This is a genomic window from Pseudomonas sp. RU47 (assembly GCF_004011755.1).
GTDB lineage: Bacteria > Pseudomonadota > Gammaproteobacteria > Pseudomonadales > Pseudomonadaceae > Aquipseudomonas.
In genome coordinates, this window is record NZ_CP022411.1 from 2,683,731 (window position 1) to 2,707,002 (window position 23,272).

Below are 23,272 nucleotides of genomic sequence, written 5' to 3' on the forward strand. Positions count from 1 at the left end.
GTCAAAGCCTTTGCAAAGGTCAGTTCGGCCAACGGCTCACACCGCTGTCCGGCTGAACGTTTCAGAAATCGACAGTCGCCGACAGTAATAAGGTGCGCGGTGAGCCTTGGGAGAACGCGCCGTAGGAAGCGACGCCCGACCAGTACTCGTGATCGAACACGTTCTGCACGGTGGCGCGAAACGTGGTCGGTCGATCATCGATGCGCGTGCTGTAGCGGGCGCCGACATCGAAGCGGGTCCAGTCATCGAGTTTTTGTGTGTTGGCCTGGTTCACGTACTGACTGCCGGTGTGGATCGCGCCTCCGGTCAGTGTCAGCCCCTCGACCCAAGAGGTGTCCCATTCGGCCCAGAGGTTGGCCTGAACTTCGGGCACGCCGACCGGTTTGTTGCCGCGGTTGGCGGCCACGCCGGTTTTCGTCAGTTCGGCATTGAGCAGGGTCACGCCGCCGAGCAGGCGAGTGCCCGGCATGACTTCGCCGAACACGTTCAGCTCCAGCCCGCGATTGCGTTGTTCGCCCTGCACCGAGAACACCCCCGAGGCCAGTTCGCCGCTGGGTTTGGTGATTTGAAACAGGCTGATGGTGGAGGTAAACGTGCCGTAGTCGGCTTTGACTCCGAGTTCGTGCTGACGGGAAACATAAGGGGCAAAGATCTCGCCAGCGTTGGACGCGGTGGAAGGTGCGATGTCGCCCTTGCTCAGCCCTTCGAGGTAGTTGTAGTAGAACGAAACGTGATCCCAAGGCTTGAACACAGCGCCGAACAACGGGGTCGTCCGGCCGTCGTCATAGGACGTGGTCACCACGCCGGCGGCGTTGTAGTTGTCGGATTTGATGTTCTGTTTGCGCAAGCCCAGGGTTACCTGCGCGCGGTCATCGAGAATCGACAGCGTGTCGGCAAGCGCCACGCCAGTCAGTTCGCTTTCCGAGACCTTCGGCGTATCCGGCTTGGGAATGTAAGGTTGCGGGCGATCCACCGGGTGATAAATGTTCGACAGGATCGGTGCGCCGGAAATGATCCCGCGCGACAACACATCGCGATAGCGACTGACCTGCACAGTGGTGCGGTGACTGATCGGCCCGGTATCGAAGCGCAGCCGCGCACCGGTATCAACGGTGTAACGCTCGACTTCGAACTTGTAGTAACCGGGGATCGATGAGGTGTCGCCTGCGGCATTGATAATGGTCGGCGTCTGGTCGGACATTCGCGCCACATCCGATTTGCCGCCGCCGGCATGGGCGAACACCGTCAATGCGTCGCTGAGGTCATATTCGCCGCTGAGCAGCGCCGATTTGTCACGGGTTTTCGACCAGCCCCAATCCTGACTGACGTTGCTGCGACCGTTGGCGGCGGAAGGAATGTCCACGCCCGGAGCAATCAGGAACGGCCGCGAAGCGGCGTCGAAGCTTTCTTTCTGGTTGAGCCAGTCGAAGGTTGTGCGCAGGCGTTCGCCCTGATAGTCGAGGGAAATCGCGCCGATGTCGACGTGGCGCGATTGATCGTCGATCGCCGTGTTGCCCAGTTGCGTACTGCCGTTGAAGCGCACGCCAAAACGGCGCTCTTCACCGAAGCGGCGACTGACATCGAGATGGCCACCGGCCTGAGAATCCATGGCGTAACTGGCGGTGAAACGGGTCAGGTCTTCATCGAGGGAGCGTTTCGGCACCACGTTGATTACGCCGCCGACCGCGTTGTTGGGTGACATGCCGTAGAGCAGGGCGCCGGGACCTTTGACCAGTTCGATGCGCTCGGCGTATTCGGTGAACACGCGGTAATTGGGCGCCACGCCGTACACGCCGTCGAAGGCCAGTTCACCGAGGTTGCCTTCGCCGACGGGAAAGCCACGGATGAAGAAGGAGTCGACAATCCCTCCCGTCTGGCCAGTGGATCGCACCGAGGAATCACGTTCCAGCACATCGCCGACGGTGACGGCCTGTTGATCCTTGATCAGCGACGAGGTGTAGGTGCTGATGCTGAATGGCGCGTCCATCACGTCAGTGTTGCCGAGCAGGCCCAGACGTCCGCCATTGGCGACCTGGCCACCGGCATACACCTCTGGCAGGGCATCGCTGCGCTTGTCGGTGCCGATCACTGACGTTTCATCCAGCGTCACCCGGCGCGGCACCAGCGTGTAGCTGCCGTCACTGCGCAAGACCATGTCCAGGCCACTGCCGGCCAGCAAGCGATTGACCGCCTCCTGCGTCGAGTAATTACCGATCAGCGCAGGGCTGTTCAGGCCTTCGGCCAGCGAGGGCTCGAACGACAGGGCAATATTGGCGTCCACGGCGAAGCTCGACAGGGTCGCACCCAGCGGCCCGGCGGAAATGTTGTAGGCACGAACCGCGACAGCGTCCAGTTGCACCGGCACGGCGGCCAAGGCAAACGGGCAAACGGCACCGATCAGGACAAGGCTTAGCAACGCACTGCGAACAACGGGTTTGAGCTGACGTTCCGGGCGCAGGTGGCGTGCGGCAAGCATGGATGAATGAGCCTATAAACAGGACGAAAAGGTGCTTCTCCCCAATAGCCAGTCGAGATCGAAAAAAGTATCACCGCAGCGGCAATTATTTTTTCACTCAGGCGGGGGAAAGCATGACCCAGTAGCCATTCAAATGGCCGCTGACGAGGATCGGGTAGGTTTGCGCCAGCATGTTCAAGGTGCGTTGGCTGTCGCTGATCGGGTAGGCGCCGGAAATGCGCAGATCGGCGATTGCCGGATCGAGGCGCACGAAACCGCGGCGATAGCGCGTCAGCTCGTTGACGAAATCGGCCAGGCGCATCTTGTCGGCCATCAGCATGCCTTGCGTCCAGGCACCGACATAACGGTCGGCAACGTTGAGCTGGCCAAAGGTGTGGGACGAGAAGTCGGTGCGTTGACCGGCGTTGACGATCAGTGGCGTGGTCTGGCGATTGTCCGCGAGCTCGACTTTGACCGCGCCTTCCAGTACCGCGAGGTGGGTGCGCGGTTGCAGTTCGCGCACGGTGAACCGCGTGCCCAGTGCCTGCATGCGACCTTGACGGGTGCTGACCAGAAACGGTCGCGCCAACGGTGAAATGTCGGGCGCGGTCTGCACCAGTATTTCGCCTTCGCGCAGGTGGATGAGGCGTTGATTGGCGTCGAACAGCACGTCGATGGCGGTGTCGGTGTTCAGGGTGATTTTCGAGCCGTCGGCGAGGGTCAGCTCGCGTTGCTGGCCAACGGCAGTGCGATAGTCGGCTGACCATTGCTGCGACTCCGCCAGCTTCCAGCTGCCCCAGCCGGCCGGCAGGATGGCCAGAATCATCGCCAGTTTGCCCAGCGCCGCACGGCGCTCCGGGCTGCTCGGGCGATCGAGCGCCGACATCGCCAGTGACGGTGGCAGGCCGCCGAGTTTGCTCTGCAACAACTGCGCCCGCGCCCAGGCACGACCGCGCTCGGGCGTGCTGGCTTTCCAGTATTCCCATTCGCCGCGCTCGCTGTCGCTGAGTTCACCATCACTCATGCGGATCAACCAGTCGGCCGCTTCCTCGAGGGCCTGATGATCAAGGTGCGGTTCATTGCGCCGTGCGAGCATTTACTCCACCAGCAACAGGCACTGCACGAAGGCTTGCTTCATGTAGCGTTTGACGGTGATCAGCGACACGCCCAACTGCTCGGCGATGTCGTCGTATTTCAGCCCGCTGATCTGCGACAACAGAAAGGCGCGTTTGACCAGCGGCGGCAGGGCGTCGAGCATCGCGTCGATTTCGTGCAGGGTTTCCAGCACCATGAAACGCAATTCCGGCGAAGGCACTTCCGGCGCCGGCACATGGGCGAGGGCGTCCAGGTAGGCCCGTTCCAGCGCCTTGCGTTGATACCAGTTGACCAGAATGCCCTTGGCCACGCAGCTCAGATACGCGCGTGGCTGCTCAATGACGGTGACTTGCGAGGCGAGGATGCGCGTGAAGGTATCCTGCGCCAGATCCGCCGCATCCATGGCGTTTCCCAGTTTTTTTCTCAGCGTCGCGTACAGCCAGCCATGATGGCCGCTGTACAGGGCTTCGATCGCGCGCAGGTGATTGTCATTATTCGCGGGAAGGGTTTCGCTCATGGCTGCAGATTTTCATGCAATTGAGAAGTATTCCCAATGCTAGTTTACAACCCCTCTTTGACGCAAGCGCCGATTGGCGTCCTGTTCAGGCGCCCTGCAGACCGCGCAGTGCAGCAACCATTGTGTCGATTTCCGCCTCGGTGTTGTACGCATGCACCGACGCACGGCTGACTTCCGGCAAGCCCCTGTGCTGCATGTCGAGCAAAGTCGAGCGCACGGTCGATGTGCTGACGTTGATGCGCTTTTCCTGGCCGGACAGCCACTCCTGAACGTGCGCAGCACTGCTGTCGCGATGAGTAAACGTGACGATGCCGGACTTCTGCACCCCGAGGTCTCGCGGCGTGATACCAGGAATATCTGCCAGTTGTTGGCGCAGGTAATCTGCCAGTTGCTGAATCCGCAGCCACATCGGTTCGATGCCTTGCGCCAGCGCGTATTCCACTGCCGCACCAAGACCGAGTTTGGCGGCGACGTTGCATTCCCAATTCTCGAAACGTCGGGCATCGCCGCGGATTTCGAACGTCTCGGCGTCCTGCAATGAGGCGGCATGCAAGTCGAGAAACGCCGGTTCCAGGTTCTGACACAGGGATCTTTCGACATACAAAAATCCCATCCCGCGCGGCCCGCGCAGGTATTTGCGACTGGTGGCCGCGAGCATGTGGCAGCCGATTTTCTGCACGTCGATCGGCATCTGCCCGACACCCTGACAGGCATCGAGCAGAAACAGCACGCCAGCCGAACGGGCGAGGGCGCCGATCTGCTCGATGGGTTGCACGGGGCCGCCATTGGTGGCGATCACCGGCAGCGAGATCAACGCGACCCGATCATCGTCGAGCATGGCCGTTAGTGCCGACAGGGAAACCTGGCCGTGTTCATCGTTAGGAATGACCCGAATCTCGATGCCACGCCGCTGCTTCATTTGCAGATAAGGAATGTAGTTGCCGGCGTATTCGGTGGTCGATGTCAGCACCACATCGCCGGGTTGCAGCGGCAACGAATAGAACGCCATGTCCCAGGCGCGGGTCGCGTTCTCGATCACCGCAATTTCGTCAGGCTGAGCGTTGATCAATTGCCCGATAGCGGCGTAGACATTTTCCACTTCGGCCGATTGTTGCCCGGCGGCCTCATAGCCGCCGAGACTCGCTTCAAGCTGAATATGACGGGTCATCGTTTCGATCACCGGCGCGGGCATCAGCGCCGCGCCGGCATTGTTGAAGTGGATCAGTTGCGCGACGGCGGGGGTGTCGGCGCGCAGTTGTTCAATATTCAAAAGCAGACTCCTTGATCATTCCCCGTCCGGGGCAGGGCTTGCTTGCATCGCCGCCGGCCAGTAGCGCAACGCGATGATCGGGATCAGTGCGACGACGTAAGCGAGGCAAACAAACAGATAGGTGTACTGCAAACCGTAGACCTGACTGAGCAGACCGCCGGCGGAAATCCCCGCAATCGAAGCGAATTGCGCAGTGCCCTGAGCGATGCCCAGTACATGACCCTGTTGCGAGCTATCGGCGGTCTTCGAGATCAGCGCCATCAACACCGGTGTGGTTGCACCGAGCAGCACACCCCAGATGAAGTAGGCAATGACGAACACCACCGGGTTGTGGGTGACGCCTGCCACCGCAGTGAGGACGATGCAGCCGATGACCACGTAAGTCATGCGCTGCAAGGTGTCCTGCTGACCACGGTGTTCGAAATAACGCGACCACGCCGTGGCCGACAGAATGAAGCCTAGCGCCAGCAAGCCGTAGCAGAGACCGACCACCGAATTGCTGACCTCGAACACCGAGCTGACATACAGCGAAAACGAGGTCTGCGGCAGCATCCGCGCCAGCAACAGAATACCCATCACACCGAGCAGCGACAGCAATGGCGAGCCTTGCCAGAGGCTGCCGGAACGAACCGGCGCAGTTTTGTCGACGATCACGGCTTTCTTCACCGGCGGCACGTCCGGCAAGGTCACGGCGGCGATCACGGTACACACCGCACACAGCGCCGAAGCGATGATGTTGATCCAGAAGAACGTCGCGTAATCGAGGATCAAGCCGCCGACCACCGCACCCAGCAGCGAGCCGACGTTGGTCGAGATTTGCAGAATGGCGAACAGCCGAGCGCGCCGCGACGGCGCTTCAATGCTGACGCCATAGGCCTGTGCCGGCGCGATATAGCCGGCAAACGCGCCTTGCAGAAAACGCAGGATCAAAATGACCCAGATATCACTGAAGAGCGCCAGCCCAAGCTGGGTCAACGACAAGCCGGCGAGGGCGCGGATCATCATCAACTTGTGGCCGTAGCGATCACCGATCCGGCCCCAGAATGCACTGGTGAGAATAATGCCCAGCATCGGCCCGACGTACACGGCGATGCTGGCGAAGCTGAAAAGCGACTCTGACGTCGTCAGCCCACGCAGGTGGACAGGCCAGAACGGCCCGCTCATTTCCATCGCGCCCATCGATACCAGCTGGATCGCAAATAGAAGATAAATCAGGATTTTTACTCTCGAACCCTGGATGGCACCTGCTTGGGACATGAGTCAGCCTCGGTTAAGCGCTAGCGAGCGGGTTGGTCAGGGTGTGTTGCAAACGATAGTTGCTGTACTGCATCAAGTGCATGCGCAACAACGAACGGGTTGGCCATGGCTCTTCGACGAACGCCTTGTGCTCGGTTTCCCACACGTCTGCCGCGACCCGGTCACGCACCGCTTCGAAGGCGAGGTCGGTTTCCTCGCGCAACACCTGCCAGAGCCGCGTGTTGTTGAAAGCGTATTCCTTGGTCAGCCACAGGGCGATTTCATGCAGGTGCGTGAGGAACGCCGCGTCGAGCACAAACATGCGCACCGGCTCGATATCACCGGAGAATACTGTCGGCAGAATACCCGGCTGCACGTGCGGTTGCAGGCTGTAACCACGGCCCTCGAGCAACGGCGCGTAAGTGCGGCCATCGCCGAAATCGCGGATCAGCAGACTACGTGCTTTGCCGTCCGGGGAGAACAGCACCATGGTGTTTTGCTGGTGCGCCTCAAGGCCGATGCCGTACATCAAGTAGATCGCCACCACCGGGTGAGTCACCACTTTCGCGTACTCGCGAAACCAGTTCTCGACCTGCGCAGTATTGGCGCGCACACCGTCACGTTCAATCAGATCAGTGAACAGCGGACGACCGCTGCCGGGCAACCGGGTGAACAGTGAAGCCACGGTTATCGGCAGACACTTATCGTTGCGTTCGAACGCTGGTGCGCTGGCGCGATACACCACGGACAGATGACGGCCCGGGTGATCGTCCTGCGTCACCGCGTTTTTGTAACGCACACCGATTTCTTCCGGGAAGATTTCCAGGCGCTGATCGAAGCCGTTTTCCGTCTCGAGAATCTTGCTGATCACCGTACTGATGCGCGGACCCATGTGAATCGACTTGGCTTGCAGGCTGCGCAGTTCGCTGGTCATCCATACCGCGATGGGCAGTTTGATCAGCGGCGCGGATTCGTCCAGTACCGGCATCATCGTGCGATAGGACATGGTCGGCAGGGTTGGCAGGTCCGGGCCATCGGTGATCAGAATGCCGTCGGCGATTTCCTGCGCGAAGGTTTCCAGCACGTAGGCTTGTAAATGCCAGCTGTGGATCGGCAAGGGCAGCCACTGGTTTTCGTCCAGTCCCTTGCTGTTGAGCGAGGCTTTCCATTGCGCCCATTGCGTCGGGAAATGCTCGGCGAACCAGGCGCGGTAATCGATCACGTGCGGCATGCTTTCGCTTTTCGCGTTGTCGGCGCGCAGTGCGGCGATGCGCAGGGGCACCTGTGCGTTGAACTCGGGCGACAGTTGCTCGACCTCTTCATCGGTCAGGCCCGGGCGGGCTTTCCAGGTCGGGTAATAAGGATGGCCTTCCAGCGAACCCCACTGGTCGAGAAGAATGGCGGCGTCCTTGGTTTTGGCGTGCTGGCGCAAGTAATCAGTAAAGCTGTGCAGTCCTTGATCCTTGGCGGCTTGTGCCAGTCGGGCGTTCCAGTGCTGGCGATGCTGACGGGCGTGGGCGTCGTTGGTCAGGCTGTTTTCCATGTCGGACTTGAGCCCGGCCACGCCTTCGTCGGTCGGGGCGAAGTCGAAACTGTCGCGCAGCACATCGAGCATGTCCTGGTGGCTGGTGATGAGCTGGCGCACGCCTTCATCGGTCACCAACACCACGTCGCCGTCGTTGACCACGGTATCGGCCGGGCTTTTGGCGATGTCGGAAAAGGCCAGATGGGCGCGTCCGCCCTTGAGCGGGTAAGTCGCCTGGTGTCCCTCGACGGAAAAGCTCAGGGCCGAACGGTCGAGGATGTTTTCCGCAAACAGGCAACGCACCAGACGGCGCATGGCGTTTTTGCGGGAGTAGGCGATCAGTGTCTTGAAGTCATCCATATCAGCGGTCTGCTCATCGAAAATTGAATAAAAAGATCAAGCGGCGGCGCTTGTCGTGTGCGGCCATTGGCGCGGGAAATAGTCGAGTGCCGAGCCGCGCAGGCCTTCCATGTAGGCCACGCTCCACTGCAGGACTTCCTCGATGTAAGGCACCTTGAAGTCGAAACGCTTGGCCATTTCCACCAGCAGCACCAGGCCATAAGCGACGTCTTCGTTGAAGGCGCGGCTCTCGCGCTCGATCACGTAACCGGCGCGGTTGTCGGCGGCCGGCACCATCGGCGCGAGGATGTCGTTGTAAGCCTGATTGGTACGCAGGATCGAGAGCATGCTGCTCGGGTCGCGGATCTGCTCGCCGTAAGCCTCGACGATTTCCTGTTTCAGCGATTTCACCGAGGACAGGTCGATGCCCAGTCGCTGGCTGATCACCGCACACAGTTCCTGGCTTTCCTGATCCATGCGTTCAAGGAAATACGCGCCGAGTTCCGGGCATTCGGTCCACCAGCACATGCGTTGCGGGAAGATCTTGCGGTGCCACTGGCCGTAGGGGCCGATCAGGCCGTAGATCACCGAGCTGTGCATGATCGGGTTGCCCGGCGTCAGGGTGATTTCCAGAAAATGCTTGAGCATCGTCACGCACGGGCCGTACAGCCGCGTGAGTATTTTTTCCAATTGGCGGCGCGCGGTTTGTGGCTCCCGGGCGTGGGTCGCGACGTACAACTGGCTTTTGCCGCCGCCCATTTTGATCGAGCGTCCGGGGGTCAATTCGAACGCGGTGTGCGGCACATCCTTCATGCCCCAGATCACCACGTTCGGTCGATCGGGCAGGGTGGCTTCGGCCAGCCAGTCGAAACCGCAAAAACCGGGAATAGCGCCGATGAACACCGGTTTGCTGGTGGTCAGATGCGGCGCGATATCTTTCAACGTTTGCGGACGCGCATGGGCCGGCACGGTGATGATGACGATGTCGGCATCTTCCACCGCGGCTTTCGCGTCGCTGGTCACCCGGTCCAGTCGGGCCCTCAGCGACGAGCCGTCCGGCAACAAGGCCTGCATCGGCGTGTGACGGACGTGGTGTTCGATGACCTCCTGATTATGGGTGTGCATCGAAACCTGAACATTGGGTAGCTGCTTGAACAGGATGGCGTTGAGATGGCCGGTCCTGCCGCCACCACAGATGGCGACTTTCAACAGATTCATCGAGAGGCGTTCCTGTGTGAAGGGTGGGTCATGCGACGCTCAGTTGCAGCGGCGCGGAAACGCTGTCCAGCCAGTGGGTCTTGCCCAGCCAGGCGTCCAGTTGCGGGGCGATGCTCGGGTCGATCAGATCGCGCTCCTGCAGCCACTTGTCGTCGAACACGGTATGCAGGTATTTCTCGCCGCCGTCGGCAATCGGCACCACGACGTTGCCGCTCAGCACGCCTTTGTGGATCAACTCCAGTGCCTTGAAAATCGCACCGCCAGTGGAGCCGCCGACTAGCAAGGCGAAGTTGCGCGCGATATAGCGCGCGGTTTCGAACGCCTGCGAATCGGTGACTTGCACGCCCAGATCGATGCAGCTGTAGTCGAGCACCAGACCCACGGTGTCGCCGGCCGGTGTACCGGTGCCGGATTGGTAGTACGGGTAGCCGGGGTGACCGAAGACAATCGAACCGGCCGGCTCCACCGCGACGGTGACGGTGTCCGGGTTGTGCACTTTCAAGCCGCGCGCAATGCCGGTCATCGAACCGCCGGTGCCGACACAACCGACGTAAGCACCGACAACACCTTCAGCCTGCACAATGGTTTCGCGGACGAAATCGCTGTAACCGCCGGCATTGGCCGCATTGTCGGACTGGTTCATGAACACCGCGCCGGGAATCTCGCTCGCCAGCTCGGCGGCCATCTGTTGGCGCTCGACCACCGCGACTTCATCTTCGCGATAAGTGCCTTTGACGAAACGAATGTCGGCACCGAGGGCCTTCATCACGGCGATCTTGTCTTGCGCGGCGTGGTGATCGACTACGGCGATGAAATGCAGACCGAACTCGACCGCGGCCATGGCCAGACCAATCCCGGTATTGCCCGACGACGACTCGACAACGACACCGCCGGGTTTCAGGCGACCGGACTTGAGCGCCGCCAGCACCATGTTGCGCGCCATGCGGTCTTTGATACTGCCGCCGGGATTGTTCTTTTCAATCTTCAACAACAATCGCGCGTTGGTATCCGGAACATCGATGCCCAACATCGGTGTATTACCAATAAGGTCAGAGACTTTATTCAAGATCATTGCAATTGTTCCCTTTAGTAGTCAGGTGAAAACGCATAGTTACCTTCCGTACAACAGGTCGCCGTCAACCGCCGGGGCAGGGGATGGCGATGAAACTCGTTTTCCAGCAAGTCCATCTGGTAACCGGCGGTGTTGATATAAATCAATAGGTCACCGGTTTGCGGTGCCGTCGCAAAGTTGATCAGGCGATGGGTAATGACGTCATCGTCCAAGCAACTATGGCCGGCGATATAAGCCTGAGTCGGGGTGTTTGGCTGTTGTGTGGTGCTGATGAGTATCGGATCTACCAGATATTCCGAGGTAAACCAGGTTTCGCAAGCGCTGAAACTGCTGCCCTCCACGAAGATCACGGTTTTATTGTCAGCCAATTGTTTGCTGCGCGTGACGCGAAATACTGACATGGCGGCTTGATCGACCAGACTTCGGCCGGGTTCGAGTGCGAGCGTTATATTCTGAGCCTGCAAGTAATTGGCAATCGACAAACCCTGCGAATGCTCGGCTTCGAGCAATAATGTCAGCCATTGTGTCGCGGTCAGTTCACTGCCGTAAGGATAATAAGTGGCGGGAACTTTCTGGTTGTAATAGTGGCTCGGGTTATTGTCATTTTGCAGGAACTGAGCGTAGGTCTCAGGTTCGACATAACGAATCGGCAAGCCACCACCGATGTCGATCATCTGCGGATTCAAGCCCATTTCCCTGGCCGCTTCGATAAATCCGCTGACCTCGCGAAAGGCTTGTGCGCGGGATTCGAATCCATAGTCGCCGAGGTGAAAATGGAAACCTTCAAAGTGAAAAAGCTCAGGTTGTTCTGTTAACCGTTGCAGGCATTGCAGCAGGTCTTGCGAGCCCATTCCGAATCGGCTCTTCTGGCTGCTTTTCGGTCTGTAACGCAATAGAACTCTGGTTTTCGTCGGTCCTGGCTGTGTTGGAATCACGCTATGCAGGTGATCGAATTCCTCCCGCGAATCCACACAAATCAGTGAACCGGCGCTGATCAGCGCTTGATGGAAAACGGATGTTTTGGCCGGTCCTGTGGCACAGATATTTGCGCCTGGCACACCTGCGCGCAGGGCAGCATTCAACTCGTGAATGCTCGACACATCGACGCCGATCCCCGAATTCGCTGCAGCGCCGAGCATGCATTGCGACTTGTTGGCCTTGGCCCCGTAGAAAATGGCATGGGGCACTTGGTATTGCTTCAACACGTTCAGCAGCGCTTGCGTGTTTAATTCAAACGCATGGGGCCAGACCAGATTTAACGGCGAGCCCTGTTGTTCCACCAAGTCTGTAAGTTTGTTCGGGAACTTGTTGATAAGCGTGGAAATAACCGGGTCGATCAGCGGCGTTAACATCTCCGGGTGAAGAACTTTATACGGCTGTTCAACAGCATATTTATTTGTTGTAGGCATAGTTAACCCCTGGCGTCGAAAGTTGCGTCGCCATTGATAGTTCGAACACCGATCGTTATCGATGCAGGTCGTCTTTTTTACTCGTCAGCGTCGAGGCTTTAAACAACGTGGAGGCGGATGCCAAGTGAAATCCGTTATTGGATCTGTAGCCCTGATCGTAATAAATGGTTCACAAAACAATTGCATGAGAACCCCATTCCATTAGGTTTGTGCGGATGTACTGAATGGCCATTAGTTGCTGGCCATTGCCCTGTAGCAGCCTGTAGCTGATGTTTAAGTGACATCACTGACAGGTACTTTTGCAGATACCGATGACTTGCTTTGAAACGAGAATAGTTCCTCTTGGCGCCGTGAACAATATTGCGAACAGGAACGATTATCAAGTAAGGTTTTCAAATATTTTTCAATAACGACCTGCTCAAGGCGAATCCATGAACGTGTATTTACACGCTCAAGGACTCGTTCGTCCCGAGATTAAAAAGTCTCTTAATTGCTTGATCAATAAGGCGTTAAGGGCTGTTGCGATAAGCCCCGGAACGGCAGGCAAATCTGCCGTTGAACGGGCCTGAAAATTTTCACAAACCACGACGGGTTCACGTCAAAGGAGCAACGCCATGCAATCCGATCGACTCAGCCGCAAAGCGCCACTCGCGATCAGCTACCTGTTCGTGCCGGGCAACCGTCCCGAGCGTTTTTCCAAAGCCTGCGAAGCAGGGCCGGACGCGATCATTCTCGACCTCGAGGATGCCGTTCATCCTGACAGCAAAGCCGCCGCCCGTGACGCCATCCAGGCGTGGCAGGAGAAAACGCCGAGCGTTGCTTGTGAGCGTTACATTCGCCTCAACAGCGTCAGCAGTTCGCTGTTTCGCCAGGACCTGAGCTGGCTCAGCGACATGCGTTACCCCGAGCGTTGCAGCGGGATTTTCCTGCCCAAGGCCGAATGTCCCGAGACGCTGGCGCGGGCGGTCGAGCGCTTGCTGGAGTGGCAACCGACGCTGGCGATCGTCGCGATCATCGAGACCGCGAAAGGCCTGCAGCAGGTCGAGTCGATCGCTGCGATTGCGGGCGTGGCGCGGCTGGCGTTTGGCTCGCTGGATTTCTCGCTCGATATCAACTGCAGCCAGGTGCCCGAGGCGTTTCTGTTTGCCCGCAACCGCATCGTGCTGGCGTCGCGCACGGCGGATCTGCCGTCGCCGATCGACGGCGTGACGCCGGCAATCAGCGACTTGGCGGTGGTTGCCCAAGACGCGCAATACGCGCGTTCGCTGGGCTTCGGCGCCAAACTGTGCATCCATCCCGGGCAACTGGCGACGGTGCAGCGCGCCTTCCTGCCAGACTCGCGCCAACTGGCGTGGGCCGATCGCGTGATGCGAGCGGTCGCCACGGGCAGCCACGCGGTGCAGGTGGACGGCGAGATGGTCGACTTGCCGCTGATCGAACACGCCCAACGCCTGCTCGATGTGGCCAGCCAGCATGCGCCGGTTGCCCGCGCCGATGCCTGCTGAATCCCCGGCGAATCAGGAGATCATCATGGATCACGGTTATCAGATTGCGCTGCGGCCACTGTGCGACGTGTTGCAGTCGGAGCAGGTCGATCCGGCCAACGTGACGCTGCTGCGCGAGTCGATTGTCCGCGCCGGGCATTGGCTGGAACCGATCATCGTCGAGCGTTCGCGCGGCATCGTGATGGACGGTAATCACCGTTTCACCGCGGCGTTGCAGCTGGGTTTGAAACGGGTGCCGTGCATCCAGCTCGACTACTCCGATCCGCGCGTCTGTGTGCGGCATTGGCAGACCGGGCAGGCGTTCGAGGTGGCGCGGATTTTCACCACCATCGCTCGCGGCGAGATTTTGCCTTACAAGACCACCCGGCACGCGTTTGACCCTGCGTTGCCGGTCGTCGCGATCCCCCTGGAAAGTCTCTACGCCTGACCCTGATCGAGCCACAGCAAAAAAACTTTACTGCGGGTGATACTTTTTCGCAGATCGACTGGCAATAGGAGTGATTACCATTTTCCCTCGATGAAAAGGATCCTCACGTCATGCCTGTTGTCAGTCGTCCTCGCGGTGAGCGGGTGTTAGCACTCGCCGTGCGTACCGCCATGCTGAATTTCGTTTTGGTCGCAGGAAGCGCCAACGCTTGGGCCGCCAGCCCCGAGCAACCAGGCGTTGCCGCCGACCCGACTGCGAACGCCGCGCCGGACGCGCTGACCCTCGACACCACCAACGTCAACGCCCGTTACAACGGCGCGACCGCGTTGCCGGAAACCCTCGCCGGCGGCCAGGTGGCGCGCGGCGCACGGCTGGGCATGCTGGGCAACAAAGACGTGATGGACACGCCGTTCAGCGTCACCAGCTACACCGCCAAAACCCTCGCTGATCTGCAAACCGTGACCGTCGCCGACGCCTTGGAGCGCGATCCTTCGGTGCGCTCAACCGGGCAGACTGGCGGAATTGTCGACTCGTTTTTCATCCGTGGCTTCCCGATTGGCGAAGGCAACCTTGGTGAGCTGGCGTTCGACGGTGTCTACGGTGTCGCGCCGAATTATCGGGTGTTCACCGACTACGCCGAGCGCGTCGAAGTGCTCAAAGGGCCGGGCGCGCTGATGTACGGCATCTCGCCGAACAGCGGCGTCGGCGGCGTGATCAACATCGTGCCCAAGCGTCCGCTGGATGAAGACCTGACCCGGTTCACCGGCACCTATGCCTCGGATTCTCAGGTCGGTGGGCATCTGGATCTGAGTCGGCGCTTCGGTTCGGAGAACCAGTTCGGCGTGCGTTTCAACGGCAACCTGCAGGGTGGCGATACCGCCGTCGATGATCAGCATCGCGACCTCGGTGTCGGCGCGATCGCCCTGGATTATCGCGGCGAGCGTCTGCGCCTGAACCTCGATTACATCAGCCAGAAAGAAAGCTGGGAGGGCGCTTCGCGGCCCTTCACCATTGCGCCGAGCGTTGATGTGCCGTCTGCGCCGAACGGCCGCACCAATCACTCGCAGGACTGGGGCTGGTCGGATACCAAAGAGCAGTCGGCGTTGCTCGGTGGCGAATATGACCTGACCGACAACGTCACCGTGTTCGCTCATGCCGGCGGTGGTAGATCCGACGTCAAACGCCTGTCCGACCAGGTGCCGAGAATTCTCAATGACGCCGGTGATACCAGCAACATTCCCGGCTACTACAAATTCAACGTTGATCGCTCGACGGCTGACGTCGGTATGCGTGGTGTGTTTGCCACTGGCCCGATCACTCACACCACCACGGTCATGGCGACCCGGTATCAGGATGAGCTGTCACGCGGCATCAACAACGGCACGGCCATCCTGTCGAATATCTACCACCCGATCGACAGGCCGCAGCAGTACATCAACTCGCCAAAGGTGTTGCGCGTTTCCGAATCGGAGCTGTCCGGCGTGGCGTTGACCGACACAATGTCGATGCTCGATGACCGCTTCCAGTTGACCCTTGGCGTGCGTCGCCAGGACATCGAATCGCGTAACTACAACGCGGCCGGTGCGGTCAGTTCGAAATACAAGGACAACGCCACGAGCCCGCTGGTTGGCGTGGTGGTCAAGCCTTGGGAAGACGTTTCGCTCTACTACAATTATGTCGAAGGCTTGAGCAAGGGCGACATCGCCCCGGGCACGGCGTCCAACGCCGGCGAAACCTTCGCCCCGTACGAATCCAAGCAGCATGAGATTGGCGTCAAGTACGAGCACGGTACGTTCATGACCACGCTGGCGTTGTTCCAGATCGAGAAACCCAGTGGCGAAGTCGGTGCCGACAACGTGTTCTCGGTGCAGGCCGAACAACGTAACCGTGGCGTTGAATTGAGCATGTTCGGCGAAGTGGCCCCGGGCACTCGCCTGATGGGCGGCGTGACCGTGCTCGACGGCGAGCTGACCGATTCGGCGACCAAGGCCAACCGTGGCAACAAACCGGTCGGCGTGCCGGACGTGCAAGCCAACGTATGGGCCGAATGGGACACGCCATGGCTTGAAGGCTTCACCCTCACCGGCGGGGCGATCTACACCGACAGCCAGTACGTCAACCAGGCTAACACTCAGGAACTGGATGCCTGGACCCGCGTCGACGCCGGCGCGCGTTATGCGACCAAAATCGAAGGCCGGCCAACGACGTTCCGCGCCACCGTGCAGAACGTCTTCGATCGTGAGTACTGGTCGGGCGTGGCGTCCTACGGCGCGTTTTCTCCGGGTTACCCGCGGACCTTGCAGCTGTCGGCCACGGTCGATTTCTGACGGGGCGGGAGGGGCGGCGCTGTCGTGAGCTTCTATATAGATAGTCACGATCACGTTGCCTGTCCGACACGTGGTCGGCAGGCGGGCAGCAATTGCTGTCCGCCTGAACCTTTAAAACAAGGAGTATTCGCCATGTTTAACAACCCAGGCGTTGGCGCGGTAAACGCACCGTTGGCTTTTCGGACAGCGAACAACCCATTGGCCTTTGAGTTTGATCGCAGCGCCAATACGCATATTCGCGAACTGCTGCGCCACTTCGGACTGCGCACCAGCCTGATCCGCTTCAAAGTCATCAATGCACTGGTGGTGGCCGGCCGCGACGGGCATGGGATCGGGGTGAATGGTGTGCATGCGTTTGTCGAGTCTTCATCGCCCGAGCTGTCGTTCGTCAGTGTGCGTGAAGTGCTCAAGCGTCTGGGTGAAGAGGGGCTGATCGTGCTCGGGAGTGACAAGACCTACCGATTTTCCTCTGAGGCCATGGAATTGCTGCAGCAACACACAGATCCCGTGTAGGAGCTGCCGAAGGCTGCGATCTTTTGACTTTGTTTTTTAAAAGACAAGATCAAAAGATCGTCCGATCGCGGCCCGAGCCTTCGGCAGCTCCTACAGAGTCCCCGTGTATTTCACGGCGGCGGCTGCCCGTGAGGGCACGTTAAGCGTGCGTAATAAAGAAGACACATGAATGCGCACCGTGAACGGTGAGATATCCAGTTCACGGGCGATTTCCTTGTTGGTCTTGCCTTGGGCAATCAAGCGCAGTACGTCTTGCTGACGAGGCGTGAGAGCGGCGCCGGTTTCCAGCGGCAGCAGGCCTGAGGGTGCGAACTTCACCAGTACTTCACCTTCGCGAATTGCCAGAATTGCCTGACCGATTTCGTCCGGAGCGATGTTTTTGCCGATAAAACCGTCGATACCGGCGGCCATGACTTCGCTGATCAACGACTCGTCATCGACCATCGACACCACAATCAGCGTGGTACGCGGCAAGCGTCGACGAAGTTCGGCGAGCTGGTTCACACACGTGAGCCCGGGGAAACGCAGGTCAATAATCAATGTGTCCGGCTCATCACCCAAAGGCAGCAGCGCCAGCACGGCGTCGAGATCGCCGGCTTCGTCGATAACGGCCTCGGGCAGCAAACGCTGTACCGTACGCAGCATCGCCTCGCGAAACAGCGGGTGATCGTCGGCTATGATAATTCGGCATGTCATGGCGTGACCCTCCCTGGGTCAGGCGTTACTCAAGGCTTGCACCTTAGCACCGGGCGCGAAGGTTGCCTGTAGGCTGATTCGGAAACTGACGATTGCCGCACAAGGACGTTTAACCATGAAGTTCGAGAAAAACACCGAACTCGACCAGGCCAATCTGCGCATCATCATCGCCAGTATTGCCGTGGTTTACATGCTCATACTGGGTTTTTTGCCAGGCCAGCGCTTCGATACCTATCTGCCGGTTGTCACATACATCATCGTGTTTTTGCTGGCCTCGATCGGTTTGCGTCAGGCGATTGCACGCTGGCCGGGGCATTACCCGGCGCGGCGGATTTTCGCCATGGTCCACGATTACACCGGCACCTGCTTTGGCCTGGTGGTCGGTGGCGAGGCGGCGTTGCCGCTGTATGCGGTGATCATCTGGGTCAACCTCGGCAATGGTATGCGCTATGGCTCGCGTTATCTGGCGATTGCCACGGCATTGGCGTTGCTGGCGCTGGTGTGTGTTTATCGCCTGACCCCGGTGTGGCAGGCGCAACCGTTCATGGTGTTGATGCTGATCATCACCAGCACGGTGATCCCGTTTTATGCGCACTTGCTGCTGGAGCGTACGCGCAAGGCCTCCGAAGAGGCGGTGGCGGCGAATCTGGAAAAGTCGCGGTTTCTCGCCCAGGCCAGTCATGATCTGCGCCAGCCGATTCATTCGATTGGGCTGTTTACCGCGTGCCTGCGGGAGTCGCGGTTGGGCGATGAGGAGCGGCGTCTGGTCGATAACATCGATCGATCGCTGCTCAATGTTTCGCAACTGTTCCGCTCGATTCTCGATCTGTACACCCTCGATAACGGCCGTGTTCTGCCCAAACTGCAAACCGTCAATTTAGGTGAGTGGCTCGCGGATCTGATTCGCCAGAACGCTGAAGCAGCGCGTTGGGCTGGAGTGGAGTTGCGTTTGCGCCCCTGTGAGTATTGGGTGCAAACCGATCCGGCGTTACTGGCGACCATGGTGCAGAACGCGCTTTCCAACTGCTTCAAATATGGCGCGCATCGGCCGGTGCTGATCGGTGTGCGCCGGCGCGGAGCAGGGCTGGCCATTGTGATTTATGACCGCGGCAACGGTATCGCCGAAGAACATCTGGCCAAGGTGTTCGAGGAGTTTTATCGGGTGCGCCAGGTACGCGACAAGGATGTCGAAGGCCTCGGGCTAGGGCTGTCGATCGTCAAGCGTCTGGGCGAGTTGATCGGTGTCGGCGTTGCCCTGCGGTCGCAGCTTGGACGGGGTACGGCGGTGACTTTGTACGGCTTGCCGATCACCGCGCCGCCGCAGGTGACGGTCAATCGGGATGAAGCACGTCAGGTCGGTTTGCTGACCGGGTTGAAGGTGTGTCTGGTGGAGGATGATCGCAACGTATTGCTCGCGACTTCGGCGCTATTGGAGCGTTGGGGCTGTGTGGTTCAGGTCGAGTTGACGGCTCAGGACCTGGTCACCGATTGCGACATCATCGTCGCTGACTATGACCTCGGCACTCATGCCACCGGCATCGAATGTATCGACGACGTACGCAGGCGGAGGGGCTGGGCAGTGCCCGCGATGATCATTACCGGACATGACGTCGAAAAAATCCAGGCCGCCCTGCACGACCGCCACATCGCGATCTTGTCCAAGCCGGTGCGCCCGGCCGAGCTGCGCGCGACGTTGCGAACCTTGCGCGACCGCCGACCGCAAACCCAAGCCTTGTAGGAGCTGCGGCACGCTGCGATCTTTTGATCTTCATTTTCAGGATCAAAATCAAAAGATCGCAGCCTCGTTGCACTCGACAGCTCCTACAACGTTAATGCGTGCTCAGCGCTTGCACAGGTAATCCTGAGTGATGGTGGTTTGCAGGCAGTTGTACTGGCCCATGGTGCGGCAGATGTTTTTCTCGGAGCCGGTGACCTCGGCGTTTTTATAGCCCCAGGTCTTGCAGCGTTGGGCGGCGACGGTCAGGCCTTGTTCGGCGCTGGTCTGGCCGCTTTCGAACTGGCCCAGTTCATAGGAGACCTGGACAACGCCATCGTTTTTGCTGCCGCCGGTGGCTTCCCACTGTTTCGGCGTGGCGCAGCCAGTGAGGAAAAGGGCGCTGAGAGTGAGTGTTGCGATCAGGGTTTTCATGGGCGAACGGTGTCCTTTACCGGGCGGAGAAGTTATTGCAGTGGGATTGGCGAAGCGCCTTTCGGCAGGCACGACAGCGGCGGCGACATAATGCCCATGCTCGCCACGGCGATGATTACGCCGCTGGGCAATTCACAGTTGTATTCCCCGGCCGGGGTGTACGCGGTGTAGTAGGTGAGGGTGCTGTCGTTGCGGATGTTGTCGATTTTCGACACCGGTTTACCAATCACCGTTTGCGCGCGTTCTTTCATGCTCGCTTCAGTGGGTTTGACGGTCTGGCAGCCGGCCACGCCGAGCAGCACGGCGCCGACCACGGCGATCTTGCAGAGGCCTGCATGGAGTTTCATGGTGTTTCTTCCTTGGTGTTGTTCTGATTTCCAGGCACAACGATCCCGCACGCTGCGAACAGGCAGCGTTGAGGAACATCGTGGGTTGCGGGGGAATATAACGTCAGCTGACAGGGCGGTCGATTAGCACAAATGTGCTAGTGCAGTGGGGGATCGACGGGCATTAGGCGCTTCTCTTCCTGCCCGATTCGGGCAAAGCTCAAATCGGTCTAAAAACGCCGGGGCGATCGGGCGAGCCTTTGCTAGGCTCAAAGATGTAGGCGAAGACGCAGACTGATGCGCAATCGGATAGCAAGGGGGCGTGGGGCGCGCTCCGAAAGGTACACGGTTAGAAAGATCTCCGCGCTGAGATCCAGCCCTTATGCCGTGTGAAGCAGCCGAGGCCGTACCTTTTCAATTTGGCCCGGTACTGTGGGAAGCCCGATAAACCTTGTAAGCCAGAGACCAGCACTGGCCGCCTGCTCGAACATCAAAGCCCGCTTTATGCGGGCTTTGTCGTTCCTGCAAGGTCAGATCGATTGCAGCGCCTGCGCCAGATCGGCGCGCAGGTCTTCGACGTCTTCAACGCCAACCGAAAGACGCACCAGACCATCGCCAATCCCCAGTTTCGCGCGGGTATCAGCCGGAATGGTCGCGTGGGTCATGATCGCCGGGTGCTCGATCAGGCTTTCCACGCCACCGAGACTTTCCGCCAAGGCGAAGATCTTCACGTTCTCAAGGAAGCGCCGCGCGCCCGCCAGATCACTGTTCAGATCGACGGAAATCATCCCACCGAAACCACGCATCTGGCGCTTGGCCAACTCATGCTGCGGGTGCGACTCAAGGCCCGGATAGTAGACGCGTTTGACCTGTGGCTGCTGTTCCAGCCACCGCGCCAGGTCCAGCGCGTTGCTGCAATGACGTTCCATGCGCAGCGCCAGGGTTTTCACCCCGCGCAGGGTCAGAAACGCATCGAACGGCCCGGCAATCGCACCGACGGCGTTCTGCAAGAAGCCCAGCTTCTCGGCCAGTTCTTCGTTCTGGCCGACCACGGCGATGCCGCCGATCACGTCGGAGTGACCGTTCAGGTACTTGGTGGTCGAGTGCAGCACGATGTCGAAACCCAGCTCCAGCGGCCGCTGGATATACGGGCTGGCGAAGGTGTTGTCGGCTACGCAGATAATCCCGCGAGCGCGGCAGATACGCGCGATCGCGGCCAGATCCGACAGGCTCAGCAGCGGGTTGGTCGGCGTCTCGACCATGACCATGCGCGTGTCGTCCTGCAACGACGCTTCGAACGCCGACAGATCGGCCAGATCAACGAAGCTGAAGCGGTGCCCGGCGCTGCGCTGACGGACCTTGTCGAACAGGCGGAAGGTGCCGCCGTACAAGTCATTGCCGGAGACGATGTGCGAGCCGGCATCAAGCAATTCCAGCACCGTGGAAATCGCCGCCAGCCCGGAAGCGAACGCGAATGCGCGGGTGCCACCTTCCAGATCCGCCACGCAACGCTCCAAGGCAAAACGCGTCGGGTTGTGCGAGCGGCCGTAATCGAAACCCTTGTGCACGCCGGGGCTGTCTTGCAGGTACGTGGAGTTGGCGTAGATTGGCGGCATCAGCGCGCCAGTGGTCGGGTCTGGCGTCTGCCCGGCGTGGATCACCCGGGTCGCGAAGCCTTGGGAATTGTCGTCGTGCTGACTCATGCGAGGGATCTCCGTAATTGGTTGAGCATGTCGGTGCGGGTGATCAGGCCATGGAAGCCCGACGCGTCGGCAATGATGGCGACGAGGCCACGGCTGAGCACCGCTTCCAGCTCGGAAAGGCTGGCACCGGGGGCAAGGGTTTGCAGCTTGTCGGTCATCACGCTGGACACCGATTGGCTGAAGCGCGCGGCGTCTTCGTGCACCGGCAGCAGGATGTCGGATTCGTCGATCACACCGACCAGTTGCTTGCCTTCCACCAGCACCGGCAACTGCGAGACATCCGCCAGGCGCATGCGCTGGAACGCGGTCAGCAACGTGTCGTCAGGGCCGACACTGATCACGCGGCCGTCTTCGAAACGCCGGGCGATCAGATCGCGCAGGTCACCGTAACCCTTGCGCTGCAACAGGCCTTGATCGGTCATCCACTGGTCGTTGTAGACCTTCGACAGATAGCGCGTACCGGTGTCGCAGACAAAGCTGACCACGCGTTTCGGCTCGGTCTGTTCACGGCAATAACGCAGCGCCGCAGCGAGCAGGGTGCCGGTCGACGAACCGCCGAGGATACCTTCGGCCTTGAGCAACTGACGGGCGTGGTCGAAGCTTTCTTCATCGCTGATCGAGTAGGCATGGCGCACGCTGGAGAGGTCGGTGATCGACGGAATGAAGTCCTCGCCGATGCCTTCCACCGCCCATGAACCGGGCGTCGGCAGCGAGCCGTCACGGCTGTATTGCGCCATCACCGAACCGACCGGGTCGGCCAGGACCATTTCCAGATCAGGTTGCACACGCTTGAAGAAGCGGCTCAGGCCGGTCAGCGTGCCGGCCGAACCGACACCGACGACGATCGCGTCCAGATCATGTTCGGTCTGCGCCCAGATTTCCGGCGCGGTGCTGCATTCGTGGGCCAGCGGGTTGGCTGGGTTGTTGAACTGATCGGCGAAAAACGCGCCGGGAATGTCTTTCGCCAAACGGGCGGCGACGTCCTGGTAATACTCGGGATGGCCCTTGCCGACGTCGGAGCGGGTGATGTGTACCTCGGCGCCCATGGCCTTCAAGTGCAGGACTTTCTCGGTGGACATTTTGTCTGGCACCACCAGCACCACGCGATAACCTTTGGCGCGGCCAACCAGTGCCAGGCCCAGGCCGGTGTTGCCGGCGGTGGCTTCGACGATCGTGCCGCCGGGTTGCAGACGACCATCACGCTCGGCGGCGTCGATCATGGCCAGACCGATGCGGTCCTTGATCGAACCACCGGGGTTCTGCGATTCAAGTTTGAGAAACAGCGTGCAAGGCCCGGTGTCGAAGCGGGTGACTTGCACAAGCGGAGTATTGCCGATCAGCCCAAGTACGGCAGGGCGTGATTCCTTTGACATTTCTTCACCTCTTAATGGTGTTGATCGCGTTCCAATCGCGGGGAAAAGACTCGCGTGCAACATAGGCTCAGACATCGGCTGTCGCAACCTTTAGTCGGTCGCAAATACAGCCATTTC

General features: G+C 59.8%; 19 protein-coding genes. 5 read left to right on the forward strand and 14 right to left on the reverse strand.

Annotation, left to right across the window (positions count from 1 at the left end; translation table 11 throughout):
- Positions 1-61 precede the first annotated feature (61 nt).
- The 9 genes from CCX46_RS12305 to CCX46_RS12345 all read right to left on the reverse strand — a co-directional run bounded on the left by CCX46_RS12305 (position 62) and on the right by CCX46_RS12345 (position 12,136).
- Positions 62-2,476 (reverse strand): TonB-dependent receptor, encoded by a 2,415-nt coding sequence (locus CCX46_RS12305; RefSeq protein ID WP_127926865.1) that lies wholly within the window; start codon positions 2,474-2,476, stop codon positions 62-64.
- A 97-nt stretch (positions 2,477-2,573) separates the two neighbouring features.
- Complete coding sequence (locus CCX46_RS12310) at positions 2,574-3,551, reverse strand: FecR domain-containing protein (protein ID WP_127926866.1); 978 nt, start codon at positions 3,549-3,551, stop codon at positions 2,574-2,576.
- A complete protein-coding gene (locus CCX46_RS12315) occupies positions 3,552-4,067 on the reverse strand; it encodes a sigma-70 family RNA polymerase sigma factor (RefSeq protein WP_127926867.1) in 516 nt (171 codons plus the stop codon). It lies immediately after the preceding gene.
- Positions 4,068-4,152: 85 nt separating this feature from the next.
- Positions 4,153-5,337 (reverse strand): aminotransferase class V-fold PLP-dependent enzyme, encoded by a 1,185-nt coding sequence (locus CCX46_RS12320; protein WP_127926868.1) that lies wholly within the window; start codon positions 5,335-5,337, stop codon positions 4,153-4,155.
- A 15-nt stretch (positions 5,338-5,352) separates the two neighbouring features.
- Positions 5,353-6,594: an MFS transporter gene (locus CCX46_RS12325; RefSeq protein WP_127926869.1), complete on the reverse strand. Its 1,242-nt coding sequence runs from the start codon at positions 6,592-6,594 to the stop codon at positions 5,353-5,355.
- A 13-nt stretch (positions 6,595-6,607) separates the two neighbouring features.
- Entirely contained in the window at positions 6,608-8,458 is a 1,851-nt protein-coding gene (locus CCX46_RS12330; RefSeq protein ID WP_127926870.1) for an IucA/IucC family protein, read from the reverse strand.
- A gap of 36 nt (positions 8,459-8,494) precedes the next feature.
- Positions 8,495-9,655: an NAD/NADP-dependent octopine/nopaline dehydrogenase family protein gene (locus CCX46_RS12335; protein WP_127926871.1), complete on the reverse strand. Its 1,161-nt coding sequence runs from the start codon at positions 9,653-9,655 to the stop codon at positions 8,495-8,497.
- Between the two features lie 28 nt (positions 9,656-9,683).
- Complete coding sequence (locus CCX46_RS12340) at positions 9,684-10,727, reverse strand: PLP-dependent cysteine synthase family protein (protein WP_077573287.1); 1,044 nt, start codon at positions 10,725-10,727, stop codon at positions 9,684-9,686.
- Positions 10,728-10,741: 14 nt separating this feature from the next.
- Complete coding sequence (locus tag CCX46_RS12345; protein ID WP_127926872.1) at positions 10,742-12,136, reverse strand: Y4yA family PLP-dependent enzyme; 1,395 nt, start codon at positions 12,134-12,136, stop codon at positions 10,742-10,744.
- A 614-nt stretch (positions 12,137-12,750) separates the two neighbouring features.
- Here CCX46_RS12345 and CCX46_RS12350 point away from each other — a divergent pair.
- The 4 genes from CCX46_RS12350 (at position 12,751) to CCX46_RS12365 (ending at position 16,908) form a co-directional block, all read left to right on the forward strand.
- Positions 12,751-13,641 carry an HpcH/HpaI aldolase/citrate lyase family protein gene (locus tag CCX46_RS12350; protein WP_127926873.1) on the forward strand — a complete coding sequence of 297 codons (891 nt, stop codon included), beginning with the start codon at positions 12,751-12,753 and terminating at the stop codon, positions 13,639-13,641.
- A gap of 25 nt (positions 13,642-13,666) precedes the next feature.
- Positions 13,667-14,068, forward strand: a complete 402-nt coding sequence (locus CCX46_RS12355) for a ParB N-terminal domain-containing protein (RefSeq protein ID WP_127926874.1) — start codon at positions 13,667-13,669, stop codon at positions 14,066-14,068.
- 110 nt (positions 14,069-14,178) lie between these two features.
- Positions 14,179-16,395, forward strand: coding sequence for a TonB-dependent receptor (locus CCX46_RS12360; protein WP_127926875.1), 2,217 nt, complete (start codon positions 14,179-14,181; stop codon positions 16,393-16,395).
- A gap of 132 nt (positions 16,396-16,527) precedes the next feature.
- Positions 16,528-16,908 (forward strand): fe2+ zn2+ uptake regulation protein, encoded by a 381-nt coding sequence (locus CCX46_RS12365; RefSeq protein WP_127926876.1) that lies wholly within the window; start codon positions 16,528-16,530, stop codon positions 16,906-16,908.
- Positions 16,909-16,998: 90 nt separating this feature from the next.
- Here CCX46_RS12365 and CCX46_RS12370 read toward each other — a convergent pair whose 3' ends face one another.
- Entirely contained in the window at positions 16,999-17,604 is a 606-nt protein-coding gene (locus tag CCX46_RS12370; RefSeq protein WP_127926877.1) for a LuxR C-terminal-related transcriptional regulator, read from the reverse strand.
- A gap of 115 nt (positions 17,605-17,719) precedes the next feature.
- Here CCX46_RS12370 and CCX46_RS12375 point away from each other — a divergent pair, with 115 nt between their 5' ends.
- Complete coding sequence (locus CCX46_RS12375; protein ID WP_127926878.1) at positions 17,720-19,342, forward strand: ATP-binding response regulator; 1,623 nt, start codon at positions 17,720-17,722, stop codon at positions 19,340-19,342.
- A gap of 102 nt (positions 19,343-19,444) precedes the next feature.
- Here the strand turns inward: CCX46_RS12375 and yecR are convergent, their stop codons facing one another.
- The 4 genes from yecR to CCX46_RS12395 all read right to left on the reverse strand — a co-directional run bounded on the left by yecR (position 19,445) and on the right by CCX46_RS12395 (position 23,155).
- Positions 19,445-19,753, reverse strand: a complete 309-nt coding sequence (gene yecR, locus CCX46_RS12380) for a YecR family lipoprotein (protein WP_007918065.1) — start codon at positions 19,751-19,753, stop codon at positions 19,445-19,447.
- Positions 19,754-19,785: 32 nt separating this feature from the next.
- Positions 19,786-20,100, reverse strand: a complete 315-nt coding sequence (locus CCX46_RS12385; RefSeq protein WP_127926879.1) for a hypothetical protein — start codon at positions 20,098-20,100, stop codon at positions 19,786-19,788.
- 509 nt (positions 20,101-20,609) lie between these two features.
- Positions 20,610-21,782 carry a cystathionine gamma-synthase gene (locus tag CCX46_RS12390; RefSeq protein ID WP_127926880.1) on the reverse strand — a complete coding sequence of 391 codons (1,173 nt, stop codon included), beginning with the start codon at positions 21,780-21,782 and terminating at the stop codon, positions 20,610-20,612.
- Positions 21,779-23,155 carry a pyridoxal-phosphate dependent enzyme gene (locus CCX46_RS12395; RefSeq protein ID WP_127926881.1) on the reverse strand — a complete coding sequence of 459 codons (1,377 nt, stop codon included), beginning with the start codon at positions 23,153-23,155 and terminating at the stop codon, positions 21,779-21,781. Before CCX46_RS12395 ends, CCX46_RS12390 begins: the two co-directional genes overlap by 4 nt.
- Positions 23,156-23,272: the final 117 nt, after the last annotated feature.